Below are 16,644 nucleotides of genomic sequence, written 5' to 3' on the forward strand. Positions count from 1 at the left end.
CTCCTCCTAAATTAAGTTTTGTAACTCTCTTCTAAGCACTTTACCGTTGTTATTGCGAGGAATATCAACAACAAATTTGACGATTTGTGGAACCTTATAACTAACTAACCTCTCTTTACAAAACTTCACTACATGTTCTCTCTTCATGTAATCATTAGCTACAACAACTGCAGCTAAAGTTTCCGTTCCATTTTCTACATTCTTCTTTCCAAAAACGGCTACATCATATACTTCTGGATGTGTTCTTAAAACATCCTCTACTTCAACCGGATCAACTTTTTTCCCTGCAATATCCACAACATCACTTTTTCTTCCTCTGATATATAACTTCCCATCAGCTTCTATGGAACCCAAATCGCCTGTTAGATAAAAGCCATCTACGATTCTATTTTCTAACTCACCAGGATAGTTATAATACCCTACTGCCCTAGACTCAGTAAGTAATGCCACTTCACCTACTTGGCCCTCTAGAAGATTCTGATAATTGCAATCTAAAATTCTAACGGCAACATTCTTTAATGGAAAACCAACACTTTTATAGTCTTCTTGTTGGTTTAAAATAGATAAACCTGTTTCCGCTACGCCATATAAATCAGATATATGTATTCCAAAAGATTGCTTAAACTTTCTTTTTATACTTTCATGAAGAACTGTACCGGATGACACACACATTCTAATACCATCTAATGGTTGAACATTTTTTGCTTTTGTCATTAAGTCATAAAGTACAGGGAACGCTACAAAAATTGTAGGTTTATTATCTAATATGGTTTCGATTACTCTTCTTGGGGTAAGATCACTATGTAGTAGAATTGTAGCCCCGACTCGTAATGGGGCAAGGATAGAGGTATTAAATGCTAATCCATGAGTTAAGTAAGCTGCACAATAAACTAAATCATTTGACTGAAGATCAATTGATTCCAACCAATTGGTAGAAGCTGCAATTACATTTTTTTCTTTGTACATAATACATTTTGGAACACCTGTGGTTCCTGAAGAATATCTACAAGATATTACACCGTCTAACCTTTTTTGATTTAAATCTGGAGAGAGAAATTCATCTTTAATAATAACTAAAGATAAATCCCCATAATTAATAACATTCTTAACCTTCTCCCTTAAAGGAAAATCAGCAAGTTCTTCTGTTCGAACCATAAATCCCCCCAGATGAATATGATTGATTAAACCTTCAAGCTCAAGTGCTCCCCACTTTCGATCAACTAAATGAGCCACTTTTTGTGCTTTTATTAAAGAATAATAGGCAATAATAAAATCTGGGTGATTTTTAATATAAATACCAATTGGATAATTAAAGTTGATTAAATCTTGCGAGACTTTATCTCCTATATTATCAAAACAATTAACCAATTCTTGATAAGTTAATTTATCACCCTCGTATATTAAGGCTTCTTTATTAGCAAAACGACTTGCAGATTCATATACATAATCTAATAATTGCATCTACCTAGTTCCTCTCTTTCCCTTACCAAAGATTTATTATGTACATTCTAAAAGGAGTGTACCTATTGTTCCTTTAGAACCAGCAAAAATCAACAGTACTTGTGTCCCCTCTGACATTTTCTTCTCTTGATATAATTCTTTTAAAGAGTAATAAGGATCTGAAGTACTTAAATTTGCGGTATTTCGATAAGAACGTTGATAAAAATGAACATTATTAAATTTATCTTTTAAATGATTTATAATATCTAAAGAGTAATTTTGTAGAATTACATACTCAGGAATTTTATCAGAATCCCCTGCTACAATATCCAAAAGATACTTTTCAATATTATTTTGTATATTTTTCTCAAAATTAGAACCCTCTTCTGTATACCATGTATGTAAATTCCACGAAATGATTTTAAAGCTCCCCTGATCTTTAGAGATAGTAAAAGATGCTGCTCCGTCACCATATGGAAAGCCCTCATCATTTAGTCTGTTTTGAGGTGAATTACATTTATCCGCACAAATAATTTGAAACTTTTGATCTTCTTCTATAAACATATTTGCAATATTTATACCCGTTAAAGATACACAAGCCCCTTGATCCTTGATAGCATATGGCAATGCTTTAGATAAATTCCCTTGTTTTTTAATATTCATTGCTACCGTAATAGGTTGAGGAAGATTCAATAACTCATGACAATAAACTAAATGTGTAATATCTCCAGTAGATAATCCCTCTAAAGATTTATTAACAACGTCTCCAGACATTTCTACAACATTTCTCTGACTTACAGGGATAATATACATATGCTTTTTAAATGAATCCAAATCCTTACTTTTAGTTGCAATACTAGACACATATCCATAGGATTCAAACATTGAGTTAAACTCCGTGTTCACTTTTTCAGACTTCAAATCTTGCAAATATTCAGTTACTGTTTGATACTCTTCTATATAAAGAACCTCTAAATTAGAGATAAATAACTCCATCTTCTAGTCGCTCCCAATTGTTTAATTTTCTTCTTTCATTACTTCTTTAATTAAAGTCATTCCAAAATTAAACGCCGATAAACCTCTAAACAAAAATGCTAATTTTGCTACATCAAATAATTCATCCCAACTTGCACCAGCTCGTCTTGAAGCAATTAAATGAACCTTTGCTCCTGGCGCTGTAAGCATAAGAAGCATTCCAAATAACATTAATTGTGTATACTTCTCTGGGATATGCTTAGATTCCATACTATTTTTTCTAAAAACCTCATGTAATTCTAATTCTTCAGGTCTAACTTGATTTGTAATTTCATGCCTAGCCTTTGTAGGATCTGGAACAAATCCAAATAACTTTTGATAAATTTCATAAACTTCAATCATATTCATAATTTTTTCCCCTTTTAATTAATAGTTTAAAATGCAATTTTCCACTTCAATATTGAGCATTAATATACATAAATATTTTTACTAATAGCTTTAATTGCAGCATGTAGTTCTTCTTCTTCTACATTTAAAGAAATTCTTACATAACCTTCTCCATGACTACCAAACCCAACTCCTGGAGTCATTAGCACTCCTGCTTTATCTAGTAACATCTCACAGAACTCCATAGAGGAAAGATTATTTGGAACCTTTGTCCAAATAAAATACCCTGCTTTAGGCTCTTTTATTTCCCACCCTAAAGGATTTAAGCCATTCTTTAAAATCTTTATTCTTTCCATATAACGTTCCTTTATTTCTTTCGATACTTCACCATATGAATCAAGCGCAAAGCTCGCAGATTTTTGAATGGCTCCAAATACACCCGAATCCACAAATGCTTTTGTTTTAGCGATATTGTTAATAATTTCAGCATTACCAACAACCATCCCAATACGCCATCCAGTCATACAAAAAGTTTTAGAAAAAGAATGAAACTCTACTCCAACATCTTTCGCCCCTTTTACCTGAAGAAAACTTGGAGAAACATAATCACCAAAAGAAACTTCTGAATACGCAGCATCATGAGCCACAATAATGTTGTTCTCGCTCGCAAAACTAACTGCTTCTTCAAACTTTTCGACATCAATTACAGCACCAGTTGGGTTATTAGGATAGTTCAAAAACATTAACTTCGCCTTTTCAGCAACTGATGAAGAAACATTAGAAAAATTCGGAAAAAAATTATTCTTTTCTAATAAAGGCAGCTCTTTTAAAACCCCCCCTGCAAGAGCTATCCCACCCGCGTAAGCTGGATAACCTGGGTTAGGTGCTAAAGCTATATCACCTGGATCTAAATACGATAGTGATATATGTGATAAGCCTTCTTTAGACCCCAATAAAATTAAAACTTCTTTTTCCGGATCAATCTCTACATCAAAACGGCGCTTATACCAATTAGAAACACTTTCTTTTAATTCTTTATACCCTCGAAAAGGTGGATAACGATGTGTCTCAAAATCTGATAATGAGCTCTTCATCTTCTCTACAATACGACCCTCTGTAGGGAAATTGGGATCACCTACACTTAAATCAATTACACTGTATCCATTTCTTTCTTTTTCTTGTTTTAGATTTTCAAGATGTGCAAATAAATAGCTAGGTAAATTTAAGATTCTATTAGAAACTTTAAAGTCCACGGAAGCCCTCCTTTGAATTTAAAGAAAATTTTATATTTTTTATCTTTTCTAAAATATTTTAAGTAAATATTTTCCTAAAATACATAAAACATTTGTTAACTATACGTGAAATTTATATTAATAATTTTAAATAATATTGACACTAGTAAATTCATAGGTAAAAAAACAAGACAAAGGCCATTCACCTTTGTCTTGTTTAAAATAAATCAGTTATATTAAAATAATTACACTTTCTATATGTACATAAAATACTCTACAAATAGAAAATATATCGATTTTTAACATAAAAAGCACATCTAGAAAATTATCTAACAGCGCTTTAAAGGGAGACTACTAAAACTTTAAAAGTAGTCTGTACTTAATGTTTCAGAAGAATGCATCCATATGCGCCTCCTAATCCTACACTTAATAATAGATAGTATGACCCTTTTTTCAATTTACAATTACTCAAAGCATCTTGAAGGTTTAGGAAAATATCGCATCCACTAACATGTCCCAGTGCCGCTATATTGTCTGTGTAAATATTCTCAATTGGAATATTTAAAGAACGAGATGCTAGCTCCCATGTATCATAATTCACATTATGTGGAACAACCAGCTTAATATCACTCAAATCAACTCCTGTTTTCTGCTGAGTTAATTTTAATAGCTTTTTGATACCTAAAAAGTAAGACATCTGAAACCATCTGTATGACTGTTCGTCCCAATTACCAATATTAGAAACCTTAGAATCAACGAATTGGTTTATGCTTATTATTTCATTCCCTTCCCCTTCTGCTGAAATTAAACATGCTACAGCTCCATCTGAAAATACTGTCATATCTTCAATTTTCCGCATAGAGTCAATATACATTTTCTCGGCAAACAATAATAAAACATATTTTTTATTAGAATTAGATAGTAATTTTGTAGCTATCTCAATTGCAGTAATAGGTGTTACACAATTCAAATCTGAAATTGTAAAAGACGGAATCTTTTCTAAAGAAAATTCAACTTTTAACTTTTCTAAAAAGCTGTTTCCATCAGGATGACTTTGCATAGCATGTCCATATATAATCCCACCTAGATCATTGGAAGTGATGCTACTTTCTTGAAATAAATTTTGTAATGCGTTTTTAACCATATCATATGAAGTTTCTTTACCTGAATCCATAATATACCTCAATTGATGAAAATCAGTAACACGTTCATATTCTCTAGCATTTAATCCTATTGATTCTTTAATGTCTTTTATATCTACTCTATTAGCCGGTCTAAAAGTTGAAATTGTATTCAAATACACCTTAATCCCCACCTCTATGTAAAGTTATATTCATAATACATTAAAGAGGTTGTTTGTTTTAGAATTTTCATTCTTTTTAACGTAGGTTTAACTTCTAAATTATGTAGCACCAAATGGTATCTATTGTAATTTATTTTTAATATGAAGTATATCAGGAGGTTATAGATGTATATTGGTATTCAAGGAATTGGCACTTATGTACCTGAAAAACGTGTCCATTTAAAACAATTAGCAAATACGCTGCAATTATCCGATTCAGACTTAAATCTACTCTTACATACACATCAACTCAGTAACATTGCTATTGAGGATGAAAAGAACGCTGAAGAAATGCTAGTATCAGCCATTGAAAATTTACTACTACATGAAGATATTGATCCGGCCGAGGTTGGATTAATACTATTTACTCACACCATATTACAATTTTCTCCATTCCTATCAGATCCCTTTTTGCATATTAAAGAGCAATTCGGTTTTTGTAATGCTCAAAGTATGTCTGTATCCAATTTAAATTGCTCTGGTATGGATTTTTTATTTTCTATTTCTCATAAATGGTTATCTAATAACCCGGATGAAAAAAGTGTATTACTTTTAACTAGTGATAAAACTTTTGTTGAGGATTTTAGATATTTAAAAGAAAGTTCTGTTATGGGAGATGCAGCTTCTGCGATTTTAATATCTAAAACTGCGGATAAAAATAAAATTATTCAATCTCAAATTAATGTAGACGCTACAATTTTTAACGGTGAAGCATCTAGTCCAAAAGAATTTGATTGGTTTTTGAAAAGTGTTTCCACCGGCATTATAAAAAACTTTCGTGCTTTATTAAAGAAATGTGATATGGATAATAACGATATTAGCTTAATTATTGCCAGTAATGTAAATGTACCAACTTGGAATAACATAGGGAAAATTTTGAAAATACCTATTGAAAATATCTATTTTCCAACTCTAAAAGATATAGGACATGCTCATAACTCTGATCCAATTCTAAATCTACAGCACGCACTTCATAGGAAAAAATTATCAAAAGGTGATTACTTTGTAACACTAACAGCTGGAATAGGTGGTACATTTGGTTGTACTCTCTTCCAACATTAGATAAGAGGTGTAAAATCCATGGCATCAAACAAGTTTATTTCAAATATTTCTATTTCAGTCCCTTCTAATCAGAAATTATCAGAAATTATTTTACACAATAAAAACAATCAGCCCCTGCATCCAGAGAAACAAAAGCGATTGCATCCTTTATTTGCCCTTAATAGAGAGTATGGAATAAATAATGATTCTCCTATAAAGAATGACTTAAATTTCCTTTCAAAAAAGATACCCGTATCTTTCGAAAAAACGTCATCCGATTTGGGAGTCAATTCACTAAAAAAACTATTAGAAATAACTCCTGCCAGCAGACCTTCATATTTAACTTACTGCCAGGAAACTAATGAACCTAGCATTTATCTAACTCCAGCACTAAAATTAAAAAAACTATTAAAACTAAAAAGTACAATCCCATTTTCTATAGGTTATCAAGGTTCAGCCGCTTTCACAGGTGCACTTTCTTTATTAGATAACCTTCATCACAATACAGATTCAAATAAATATTCAATTATTACAACTACTGATCAAGTTTGTATGCCACAGACTAGATTTTTTCTAAGTACGTACCCAAAAGGAGATTGTTCAACTTCTAGTATTTTTAGTTATGATACTGGACAATACAAAGTCTTAAACTATTGTACTCATTCATTCCCAATACCAGGAAACCCTCTAGAATGGAATCATTCAGATTATATGGATTTCGAAACGCAACTTCTCTCATGCACTTATGATTTATTAACTGATTGGATTGCAAAACACAATATTCAATGGGTAATTATACAAAACTTAAGCGAGCGTTTTGTTAATAATTTAGAAAATTTTTTTGAAGGCACACCCTGTACTTTATTTAAAAGATTTATTGCAAAAGAGTGTAACCTTTTGACTAGTGACTGTTTAGTTTCTTTAAAAGATGCTGAAGCTAAACAGGTTTTTAATATTAACGATAATATTTTGCTATTACAAGCAGGTCCCCTTTCGCATATAGGACTAGTACTACTAAAAAAAGAAAAGGATGATGATTTTGTCTATCTTAAATAATTTAGAAATAGTTCCAATGAACTTACTGCGTTTTCATGAGGAACATGATCCTTGTAGACTTCAACGTATTGTTGCAGATATTAAAGAATCGAAACATTTAAATAATCCTCCAATGGCCACTATCTGTAATGATGGAACTTATTTAATCTTAGATGGTTTACACCGTGCAAAAGCTTTAGGTGAGTTAGAAATGAATAAACTTATTATTCAACGGGTTGATTTAAATCACCCCAAGTTAAAGATTTTATCCTGGACTCATGTTATTCCAGATTACATTGATATTATAAGCGATGAGAATTTTCCGAAGGAAGTCCCTATGTTTACGTTATACCGATCAAATCAAGTAAAAACCTATTTAGGACCTAAATGCTTACAACAAAGACTAGCAATTATGCATAATATTTCTTCCGCATATTTAAAAGAAGAAGAAATCGAAAGATTACCTGAATCCCCTGATTTCCTAGATCCAGGTAAACAATACATAACATTCCAACCTTTTACTTTAGAAGAGTTTAATGAATTAAAAGATCACCATTATATTACTCCACCAGGTTTAACACGATTGTTAATACCAGACAGATTGCTCAATTTAAAATTCCCTTTAAGTCTTTTTAACCAAGAAGATAAAAGCGACTTTCATCAACAAATTTCTTTATACAAAAATAGACTGCGTAAATACACTGAAGAAGTATATATTTTAGAATAATTATCATTCTTTCTAAATAATGCTGTTTTTCGCGGTATCCTATGAAAATAACTACAAGTCTGTAAACTAACATCTCCTTAACAAATAGTTTATGTCTTGATAGTTTAAGTTAATATAAGCTTACATTAAACCTAAATAAAGTGAGGGGTTATTTTGAACCAACTAAAAGATTATCATTTAAATTTGAATAAACTATTCAATAATCAGGGTACTCTTTCAAAAAAAGAACCTAATCATCAGAATACCAGCTTTAGTTTAGTAGAATCATATTTTCCATCAGAGCATCTACCTAATTACGGAGAAATTATAGATTGGGATAATACTTCATTTTTATTTCCTGAAAGAAATAACTATAATTTTGACAACTTAGTCCTAGATAACCAAATTATTAAAATACCTCAAGGTAGCACTAAAGAAATTTATATACTAGGGGCATCAAATAATGGTAACTTCTATGACAAGATTGAGCTTCGATTAAATAATGAAACCGTTTATTCCTTCGATTTAGCTCTAACAGATTTCATTGAAAAAGACACTCGTTTTAATGATGTTACCGTATTAGAATGTCCCTTTGTAAGAAATATTAATAATGATTTAAATCAGTATACAGCGAGAATATACTGTCATAAAGAAACTTTACCTTCTAACATTGAATTTGACGAAATTAAACTAGGAGACAATCCCTTCATTCATATATTCTCAATTACATTAAGAGGTGATAACTTTGCATAATCCAAAATTATATACTCATCCCTACCATAATTGTTTAACTGTCACAGTTACAGGTGTAGTTCATCAAGAAGTTGAAGTAGAAGGCATGTGGTTTCTTAGTCAACTTTATAGTATTAAACTTCCAGATAACAAAATACGATTTGCTCCAAAAATTAAATTCTTTAATGATGAAGCTTGTGAGTTTTCAACCTTAGAAATTAATCACCATACTTCTGCTGACTATCAATTATTTAAAAACAATTTAGATAAGACACTCAAAAACTCAATACAATTAATCGTACCAATTGATACTTTTTATCTCCCTTATTGCCCTCAATATCAAAGAGAACACAATTTTCATTGGGCTCATGTTTTTCACAAGGAAGGCAACGTATATAAAATAATTGATCATTACTATCATTTTATTGGGGATATTAATGAAGAAGTTTTAAAAAGTGCTGTTGAAGGGTGTAGAGAGATTTTAACATTGGCACCTTATCAATATTACTCTCTCGATACTAAAAATTATAAATCCCTAGCCACAGAAAATTTTGAACAAGCTATTCATATTAATTTAAAGTCATTTATATCAAATGAAGAAATTGGAAAAACCGTTCCATATACAATATTTGATGATTCTTTTGTTGTATCGCGAGGATTAGATGTGTTTAAAGATATTCATTCAACTCTAGAGTCTGTTTCCAATGAATCCGATGAAAAGGTAAAAGAAAAGATCTTTGACGATCTATATGAAGATCTTTATGCAATTGGAAATTCTCGTTATATTTTCTCTGAATTTCTAGAAAGATATGATATTAATGGAAAAACATCTAAGCTAAGAAAAGAACTTATCGAATTAGCTCAAGAATATAGGGTTTGTGCTAACTTAGCACTTCGAAATGTGGTCCGTAAACAATACTCTGCACAAAAGATTTTAGACCGCCTGCCTAAATTAAAAGAAAAAGAGGAAGAACATGTAAAATCTTTAGTAGATCTATCCAGTATTCTTCAATAAGAAACACAACAATCATAAATCGATAAGTAAACACTTTTTAATTATAAAATCTAAATAGCTTTTATAACTTTAATAATTTTGTTGTAAAAGCTATTTGATAAGGAGGCAGCTAATGGACACTTTGGCAATAGCGCAAATGGACGAACAACTTGCAGACTGTATTACCGTTTACTGTATGGCTGCATTAAAAGGTAGAGGTAAAGAAAATTTTGATGAAATTACAGGGGCTTTCTGGCGCTTTAATTACAGAAAAGATCCCTTAATATTCTTTTCTTTAAGTCTTTTTGAGTCACCTCAAGAAAGAAATATACTGCTTAAAAAATATTTCGATATTCACTTAGATCCTATTGAAGATCCAGTTTCCAGTTATCATGAACATATTATTAAAACGATTGCAAAATTAGAACTTCCTATGGTTTTTATTGATAGATATGATATGCCATATGACAATATATGTTATCAGAAATTTCACGAAAATCATTATGTACTTATTCAAGGTTACGATGTAATTAAAGATGAATATCACATTGTAGATTTTTTTACTACCCCTTCTTTTGCTACAGTTAAACGCCCAATTCTTGAAAAGTCAATGAGGGATTCTTTTTGCAAAGAACACCCTATGATTATAGGGCGATTAGGAAAGATTCAACACCATTTTGATGATAATGTTCTTTCGGAAATTGTTCAACAAAACATTACCCATATGACATCAGATATTTTCTTATCGTCTGGTATAGCTGGGATAAATAGTTTATATTCAGATATTCAAAATAGAGATTCCTATTTAGACGATTATATTAAAGTTATTAATATTTTTTCGAAATTAAAGCACATGGGAACTTACAGACAACAACATGCAGATTTTATTAATCGGCATTTTTCTCAACCTATATTAAAACAAGCTTTTAATGAATTAGATATAAAGTGGAAATTGGTTGCAAACTATTTATTAAAAGCCAACCTTACAAAAAAAGAAAGACTAATTGAGAATTCTTTAGATCACTTACAAGAAATTATCAAAATGGAGACCGATATATTACCGCTTTACAAAAATTTAGTCAAAGGAGTTCATCAATTATGAAAGACCTAATTATAATTGGAGCTGGTCCATGTGGTCTAGCTGCAGCAGTAGAAGCTCAAAAAAACAAATTAGATTACACTGTAATCGAAAAAGGATGTATCGTTAATAATATTACAAAATTCCCAACTTACGTTCGACTTTTTGGAGAGATTGAAGATTTTGAGATAGACTCCATCCCTTTCTCTTTACCATATGGACTCCCAGATAAAAATGACATGATGAGATATTACTATAAGATAACAGAACATTTTAACTTAAATGTTCATCAATATGAAGAGGTCATCGATGTTTCTAAGTTAGATAAACCACAACAGACTGGTTTTAAAGTATCTACAAATAAGAGAGAATATGAAACAAGAAATGTAGTCTTTGCTACTGGATTTGTTGATAATCCTCGGAAGTTTAATGTTCCAGGTGAAGAATTAGATAAAGTCAAAACTATGTTCACAGAAGCTCATTATTACGCAAACCAAAAAGTGATTGTTGTAGGTACGGGTCACTCTGGATTAGAAGCTATTTGTGATTTAATAAAGGTAAATGCCCAAGTTACACTTGTACATCGTGGAAGTAATCTAAGTTACACTCCGAAAAGATGGATGATGGCTAATGTTCGTAAAGCTATTGATGAAGGTAAAGTTACTGCCTATTTCAATTCAACTGTCCAAGAAATTACACCGGAAAAAGTAATGATAGAAACTCCAAATGGCGTAAAAGAAATTGATAATAACTTTATATTAAGATTAATTGGTTTTCAACCAAACTACGTACCTCTTCAAGCATTAGGAGTAGAATTTGACCCCGTAACCAATATTCCAAGATTTGATAAAAACAGCTTTGAAACAAATGTTAAAGGCATATACTGTTGTGGCGTAGTAGCTGGTGGATCTGACGTTAATACTGTTACTATTTCTGACGGCCGTTATCATGGGATAAAAATTGTACAGAGCATCCTAAACAAAAAAGAAGTGAATGACTTTAATGTAAAGGGGGATTACAGGTGCGAGAATCTATTATTAAATTACTAAAAAATCAAATTAACATTAGTGATGATATTGATGAGAATGAGAATTTATTCTTTTTAGGTTTAAACTCTATTATATTTATGCATTTTATTGTTGATTTGGAAATGCATTTTGAAATTGAGGTATTAGATGAAGAATTAACACTAGATAACTTCAATACTGTTAAAAAGATTTTAGACTTCATTCAAATTAAGACTAAAGGAGTTGCCCTATCATGAAGCAACTAATTATCGAAAATGCTTTAAAAACTGAAGAAGAGTTTCAACAATTTCAATACCTACTTCGATTTATAAATAATAAAGTTAGCTCCTGTTCCCTAAGAAATAATAAAATTGTTATTGAACATGATTCAAATGAAGAAGGTAGCCTAAAAACACAAATTTCCGAGATATTAAAAAGAGTATCAGGAAGTAGAAACTTGCCGTTTAAAAACCAAACTTACTATGAAACTTCTATAACACCTCCTTTTCAGAACAACATCTTAGATGAACTACTAGAAAAAAAGGTTATCACAAATAATGGTAATGGTCTTTTTAGTTTCCGTCCACCCTTTTCAGATTTAATTTTACTCTTAGACCAACTTATCGTTGATCATATCGCTAAACCATTAGGTGCATTAAATGAGCAGTATCCTAGTCTCATTTCAATGGATACGTTAAATAAAACTAATCACTTTACATCCTTCCCTCATCATGTTTTGTTCACTCAACACTTGGAAGAAGACCTTTCCACTATAGATTCATTTACCCGTAAGGTGAAAGAGAACAATGGCTTACACAAAGATATGATACAACCTAACGATGTAAAAACAACTAGCTTAGTTAAAAACCCTGCTGTGTGCTATCACTGTTATAAATCTTTAGAAAATACTGAAGTTCAAGGAGAAGGCTATGTTGTAACATCTATGGGGAAATGTAGTAGATATGAATCTAACAACCACTCAGATTTCGGTAGATTACTTGACTTTTCTATGAGAGAAATTATTTTTGTAGGTGAAGATGAATTTGTAAAGAAAATGCGTTCAAAATCAATTGAGTTACTCAAAAATTTCCTTTCTCTATGGGAAATAGATGCGTTAATTGAAAATGCAAATGATCCTTTCTTTACAGATGACTACCAGGTTAAATCATTCTTCCAAAGAGATATGGAAATGAAATATGAAGTAAAGTTTAAAGTTCCCTATCTCAAAAGTGCAATTTCAGTCAGCTCTTCAAATTATCATGGTAATGTATTTGGACAAGCATTTTCAATAAAAAAGGAACACAATTATGTATCTACTGGTTGTTTAGCTTTTGGTCTAGAAAGATGGGTTTTTGCATTCCTATCCCAATACGGTCTAGACAGTAACAAGTGGCCTAATCGAATAAAAAAACTTATTTCTCAAACTTCTAAATCAGAGATATTCACATTAAAATCTTAGGAATTTGCACTACTCATCTTAAGCTGAGTAGTGCAAGTTTTTAATTATATACTTCATTTAAATTATACTTCTACAGCACATCCTTTTAATTCGTAATTAAAATTATTAGTACTCCTCTCCCCCACTAAGCAAAATTTAACAAATAACAAGCCGGTTTCTTATATACTACGTAACGGATGTACAATTATTTATTATTAAATAACAATAAATAGTTTTACAAAAGAGAATAACTAGGATTAGCATGTATCCTTTTCTGAACATGAAAGTGTAATCGTATTATCATAGTACAGGTAGTTAGATATTGAGAAAACGAAATGGGAATTTTGTTGACTGAAAATAAAATTTCTTCGTTTTGTACTAGAATAGGTCAGCTGCTATACTGAGAGGGATTCATAAACCCTGCTTAAAAAGAAAAGCCCCCAGTGATGAACATATGGAACGGATTGAACAGGAGCGTGAAGAACGACAGTTACAACGACAGGAAATGATAAAAGAAATAATAAAAAGGAACCTCCGCTATGAGCTTCCTTTTTATTATTTCTTTGCTTCTTTTTCTTTTCTTTCTTTCATCAATTTTTCGTTTTCCGCAACTGTCAACCTTTTCTTTTTTTGTTTAGTTTGAACTGTTTCATAATGGAAACTAGTAGTCAATGCTTTTTTACCAGTAAAGTTGTAGGAACTTGGGACAAATATTCTAAACTGTAGCTCCCATGTATTGAAGTTAATATCATCATAAGCTATTTTCAATAATAAAATTGGTGCTTTTCTTTCATAAAACAATGAGTTAATAAAATAATCGTTAAGCATAATAATAAAATAATCTGGAATTAATATTTTTGTATTTTCTTTCGGCATAATAACATCTACATTCCTTAGGTAAGGTTGTATTTCTCTTCTTTGAGAACCTTGTCTCTTTTCAATATTTTTGTAAGATACGTATAGCTCATAAGAATCTTTATCTTTTATAACATTGATAACATGAGCATCATGCTCACCCATTTCATTTTGTTCTTCCTGTATTAAACCATCAATATTTTCAATGTAGTAGCAATATCTCACATTAAACACTGGAGAATTTCCGTAATTCCAAATTGGTAATTTTGTATTTGAAAACTTTTTAGGAATTTCCTCTTCTACATCCCAATCGCTCAGTATGTGTTCTATTTTAGCTTCGATACTTTTAATTCCAGGAACAATAATTGCTTCTTGGTTTTTTTCATTAATTCGTTTTTGAGAATATATTGTCATCCATGAAGCAATAGCAGCAATCATGGCTATAAACACAGAAACTAACGCAATCCAATCTGTAGGTTCTAAACAAGACCAAAATCCAGAATTACACGCTTCTTTTATTGTCATTTCATACTTCAAAAGTATTCCTCCCATGTAATGATATACCAAATATTATAGCATATTTCACAGAATGTACGTTTGGCATTTTTCATATCAAGGAATGTACAAAACCACCAGATTCAATAAATACAATACATTTTACTTAGGTTTTCATTTAACAATTTATTATATAAGAAAAGACATTGGATCATCGTCCAATGTCTTTTCTTATATAATAAATTGAATTAGTTTCCGTTACACCTCTAGAAGCACTTAAACTAGCTAATTCTTTCACATCATTTTTCCAAATAAAGTCTTCCTCAATTAGATGGTCATCAAAAAAGTTAATCCCTGCAATTAATTCTTTGAATTTTTTTCCTTTTTCAGAGTATGAAATATTATAAAATAACATCAGCAACTCAAATGAAGAAAGCTGAGCTCTAAGTATTCCTCTATACATACGTTTCTCTTCATTATCCCGTTCTTCCGATTCATTATCAAAGGTATTGTTTTGTATTAGTTTTACAATTCTATATAAATTGCGATAGTAATGACCAATTATATTTTCATGTTCTTTATATAACCTTTCATACGCACTGCATTTTAATGATTTTAATGTTTCAACATAATATTCATTTTCAAATTTTGTTATGTATTCATGTTTTATTTGAATCTCTTTTTTTTCTTCACTATACCACTGTAACTTATTGTTTTCTAATACATCAATACAGCTCTTATGGTTATTTTTGGTGTTTTTTTCAAAACCCTCTATAACTTTAGCTTCAATTTCATGCCATTTTTCATCGTTTCCACCATCAAGAACTGCTAGAAAGTCATTAAACTTTTTTAAATTATAGTTGTATTCATCATCAGAATCCCAAATTGGATTACAATACTTTTGTATAAATTCATTTTTATATTCATCTAATTTCTCAGCAATTAAAAATCGTTTTGTTAATTCATTTATTTCTTCAATATTCCCTTCTTCCAATATTGAAAGCTTATGCTCCGAATATATATCAAACATATTTATACCTTTTAGTTCTGCATAAAACTTCGATATCGCTTCACGCCCTACCTTATTATTATATCTGAGTTCTTTTAAAATATTATGATGTAGATTAATCATATTAAAAAATGTTGTTTCAAATTGTTGCTTTTTCATCGTTTCATTCGTAATTTGTGTTTCTTTTTTAGCTTCTTTAGCTTGTTGGACTGAAGCTTTCATTTGTTCTACAGAAGCTTCAGTTTGTTTTATCATTTCTTCAACACTTTTCCTGCTCATTTGTAGCTCTTTACGCTGCATAATATTTGTGCCAATTAATAGAAATACACTGGCAGCAGTTAAAAAAGTTACAGTTGTCCCCCCTACAAAATCTCCTATTGGTCCTAAACCTGCTATTCCTGTGTAATCTCCATAGCCACTATATCGTAAATAAACGAAAAGCGGTGAACCAACCGCCCCTACAATACACAACATTGAGATAAAAAACATCCCATTTGTTGTTTTTGAAAACCATTTCTTCAAAATCTATCCCTCACCATCTATGTTTAATTAACTTATTATATCAATTAATATATACCCTTACTATACAGATACATCAGCTTAACGAGTTATATATTTTCTTGATATTTACTATTACACATTTCACCTCATGGTATAAAAAACATTCCACATATCTGTTTTTTCATTATAATACACAGGTGTACTTTCTCTCATTTCTACATACCACGGAAACGGGTTATAAGGATGGATTTGATCATTCCCTCCCCTTATGTCATTGACTGGAATAAGATTAATCGATGTCATTTGTTTACTTATTATAATCTCCTCCTTGATCTTTAAAATATAATTAAGTAAGTTTAATATAAATGTTACTAACC

16 protein-coding genes are annotated in these 16,644 nt (G+C 30.8%); 9 read left to right on the forward strand and 7 right to left on the reverse strand.

Annotated elements, in window-relative coordinates; all coding sequences use genetic code 11:
* Positions 1 to 6 precede the first annotated feature (6 nt).
* The 5 genes from BAMA_RS15160 to BAMA_RS15180 form a co-directional block, all read right to left on the reverse strand.
* Positions 7 to 1,461: a class I adenylate-forming enzyme family protein gene (locus BAMA_RS15160; protein ID WP_034640588.1), complete on the reverse strand. Its 1,455-nt coding sequence runs from the start codon at positions 1,459 to 1,461 to the stop codon at positions 7 to 9.
* 36 nt (positions 1,462 to 1,497) lie between these two features.
* A complete protein-coding gene (locus BAMA_RS15165) occupies positions 1,498 to 2,436 on the reverse strand; it encodes a hypothetical protein (protein ID WP_034640591.1) in 939 nt (312 codons plus the stop codon).
* 21 nt (positions 2,437 to 2,457) lie between these two features.
* On the reverse strand, positions 2,458 to 2,823 hold the full coding sequence (locus tag BAMA_RS15170) for a carboxymuconolactone decarboxylase family protein (protein ID WP_034640593.1): 366 nt from the start codon (positions 2,821 to 2,823) through the stop codon (positions 2,458 to 2,460).
* A 59-nt stretch (positions 2,824 to 2,882) separates the two neighbouring features.
* Positions 2,883 to 4,055: an LL-diaminopimelate aminotransferase gene (locus BAMA_RS15175; protein ID WP_034640597.1), complete on the reverse strand. Its 1,173-nt coding sequence runs from the start codon at positions 4,053 to 4,055 to the stop codon at positions 2,883 to 2,885.
* A gap of 358 nt (positions 4,056 to 4,413) precedes the next feature.
* The gene (locus BAMA_RS15180; protein ID WP_034640599.1) at positions 4,414 to 5,337 is read right to left on the reverse strand and encodes a 3-oxoacyl-[acyl-carrier-protein] synthase III C-terminal domain-containing protein; all 924 of its coding nucleotides are present in this window, start codon (positions 5,335 to 5,337) and stop codon (positions 4,414 to 4,416) included.
* Between the two features lie 165 nt (positions 5,338 to 5,502).
* Here BAMA_RS15180 and BAMA_RS15185 point away from each other — a divergent pair, with 165 nt between their 5' ends.
* The 9 genes from BAMA_RS15185 (at position 5,503) to BAMA_RS15225 (ending at position 13,428) form a co-directional block, all read left to right on the forward strand.
* Positions 5,503 to 6,438, forward strand: coding sequence for a 3-oxoacyl-[acyl-carrier-protein] synthase III C-terminal domain-containing protein (locus BAMA_RS15185; RefSeq protein WP_034640601.1), 936 nt, complete (start codon positions 5,503 to 5,505; stop codon positions 6,436 to 6,438).
* 18 nt (positions 6,439 to 6,456) lie between these two features.
* Positions 6,457 to 7,473 (forward strand): hypothetical protein, encoded by a 1,017-nt coding sequence (locus BAMA_RS15190; protein WP_034640604.1) that lies wholly within the window; start codon positions 6,457 to 6,459, stop codon positions 7,471 to 7,473.
* The gene (locus BAMA_RS15195; protein WP_034640607.1) at positions 7,457 to 8,179 is read left to right on the forward strand and encodes a ParB N-terminal domain-containing protein; all 723 of its coding nucleotides are present in this window, start codon (positions 7,457 to 7,459) and stop codon (positions 8,177 to 8,179) included. Before BAMA_RS15190 ends, BAMA_RS15195 begins: the two co-directional genes overlap by 17 nt.
* A gap of 153 nt (positions 8,180 to 8,332) precedes the next feature.
* On the forward strand, positions 8,333 to 8,911 hold the full coding sequence (locus BAMA_RS15200) for a hypothetical protein (protein WP_034640610.1): 579 nt from the start codon (positions 8,333 to 8,335) through the stop codon (positions 8,909 to 8,911).
* Positions 8,904 to 9,905 carry a BtrH N-terminal domain-containing protein gene (locus tag BAMA_RS15205; RefSeq protein WP_034640613.1) on the forward strand — a complete coding sequence of 334 codons (1,002 nt, stop codon included), beginning with the start codon at positions 8,904 to 8,906 and terminating at the stop codon, positions 9,903 to 9,905. Before BAMA_RS15200 ends, BAMA_RS15205 begins: the two co-directional genes overlap by 8 nt.
* A 112-nt stretch (positions 9,906 to 10,017) precedes the next feature.
* Entirely contained in the window at positions 10,018 to 10,986 is a 969-nt protein-coding gene (locus BAMA_RS15210) for a cysteine peptidase family C39 domain-containing protein (protein ID WP_034640614.1), read from the forward strand.
* Complete coding sequence (locus BAMA_RS15215; protein WP_051758977.1) at positions 10,983 to 12,011, forward strand: YpdA family putative bacillithiol disulfide reductase; 1,029 nt, start codon at positions 10,983 to 10,985, stop codon at positions 12,009 to 12,011. The genes BAMA_RS15210 and BAMA_RS15215 overlap by 4 nt, the downstream gene beginning before the upstream one ends.
* The gene (locus BAMA_RS15220; protein WP_034640617.1) at positions 11,984 to 12,226 is read left to right on the forward strand and encodes an acyl carrier protein; all 243 of its coding nucleotides are present in this window, start codon (positions 11,984 to 11,986) and stop codon (positions 12,224 to 12,226) included. Before BAMA_RS15215 ends, BAMA_RS15220 begins: the two co-directional genes overlap by 28 nt.
* Positions 12,223 to 13,428 (forward strand): class-II aminoacyl-tRNA synthetase family protein, encoded by a 1,206-nt coding sequence (locus tag BAMA_RS15225; RefSeq protein WP_051758978.1) that lies wholly within the window; start codon positions 12,223 to 12,225, stop codon positions 13,426 to 13,428. The genes BAMA_RS15220 and BAMA_RS15225 overlap by 4 nt, the downstream gene beginning before the upstream one ends.
* Before the next feature lie 534 nt (positions 13,429 to 13,962).
* On the opposite strand, the gene BAMA_RS15230 is transcribed toward BAMA_RS15225, so the two are convergent.
* Together BAMA_RS15230 and BAMA_RS23555 are read right to left on the reverse strand one after the other, a co-directional pair.
* Positions 13,963 to 14,799 carry a hypothetical protein gene (locus BAMA_RS15230; protein ID WP_034640620.1) on the reverse strand — a complete coding sequence of 279 codons (837 nt, stop codon included), beginning with the start codon at positions 14,797 to 14,799 and terminating at the stop codon, positions 13,963 to 13,965.
* Positions 14,800 to 14,968: 169 nt separating this feature from the next.
* A complete protein-coding gene (locus BAMA_RS23555) occupies positions 14,969 to 16,288 on the reverse strand; it encodes a putative phage abortive infection protein (RefSeq protein WP_051758979.1) in 1,320 nt (439 codons plus the stop codon).
* Between the last annotated feature and the right edge of the window lie 356 nt (positions 16,289 to 16,644).

The organism is Bacillus manliponensis (genome assembly GCF_000712595.1).
Taxonomy (GTDB): Bacteria; Bacillota; Bacilli; order Bacillales; family Bacillaceae_G; genus Bacillus_A; species Bacillus_A manliponensis.

Bases quoted from the DNA above. Each gene is read 5' to 3' on its own strand.
- BAMA_RS15160 (WP_034640588.1), bottom strand. From the start codon at position 1,461: ATGCAATTATTAGATTATGTATATGAATCTGCAAGTCGTTTTGCTAAT.
- BAMA_RS15165 (WP_034640591.1), bottom strand. From the start codon at position 2,436: ATGGAGTTATTTATCTCTAATTTAGAGGTTCTTTATATAGAAGAGTAT.
- BAMA_RS15170 (WP_034640593.1), bottom strand. From the start codon at position 2,823: ATGAATATGATTGAAGTTTATGAAATTTATCAAAAGTTATTTGGATTT.
- BAMA_RS15185 (WP_034640601.1), top strand. From the start codon at position 5,503: ATGTATATTGGTATTCAAGGAATTGGCACTTATGTACCTGAAAAACGT.
- BAMA_RS15190 (WP_034640604.1), top strand. From the start codon at position 6,457: ATGGCATCAAACAAGTTTATTTCAAATATTTCTATTTCAGTCCCTTCT.
- BAMA_RS15210 (WP_034640614.1), top strand. From the start codon at position 10,018: ATGGACACTTTGGCAATAGCGCAAATGGACGAACAACTTGCAGACTGT.
- BAMA_RS15215 (WP_051758977.1), top strand. From the start codon at position 10,983: ATGAAAGACCTAATTATAATTGGAGCTGGTCCATGTGGTCTAGCTGCA.
- BAMA_RS15225 (WP_051758978.1), top strand. From the start codon at position 12,223: ATGAAGCAACTAATTATCGAAAATGCTTTAAAAACTGAAGAAGAGTTT.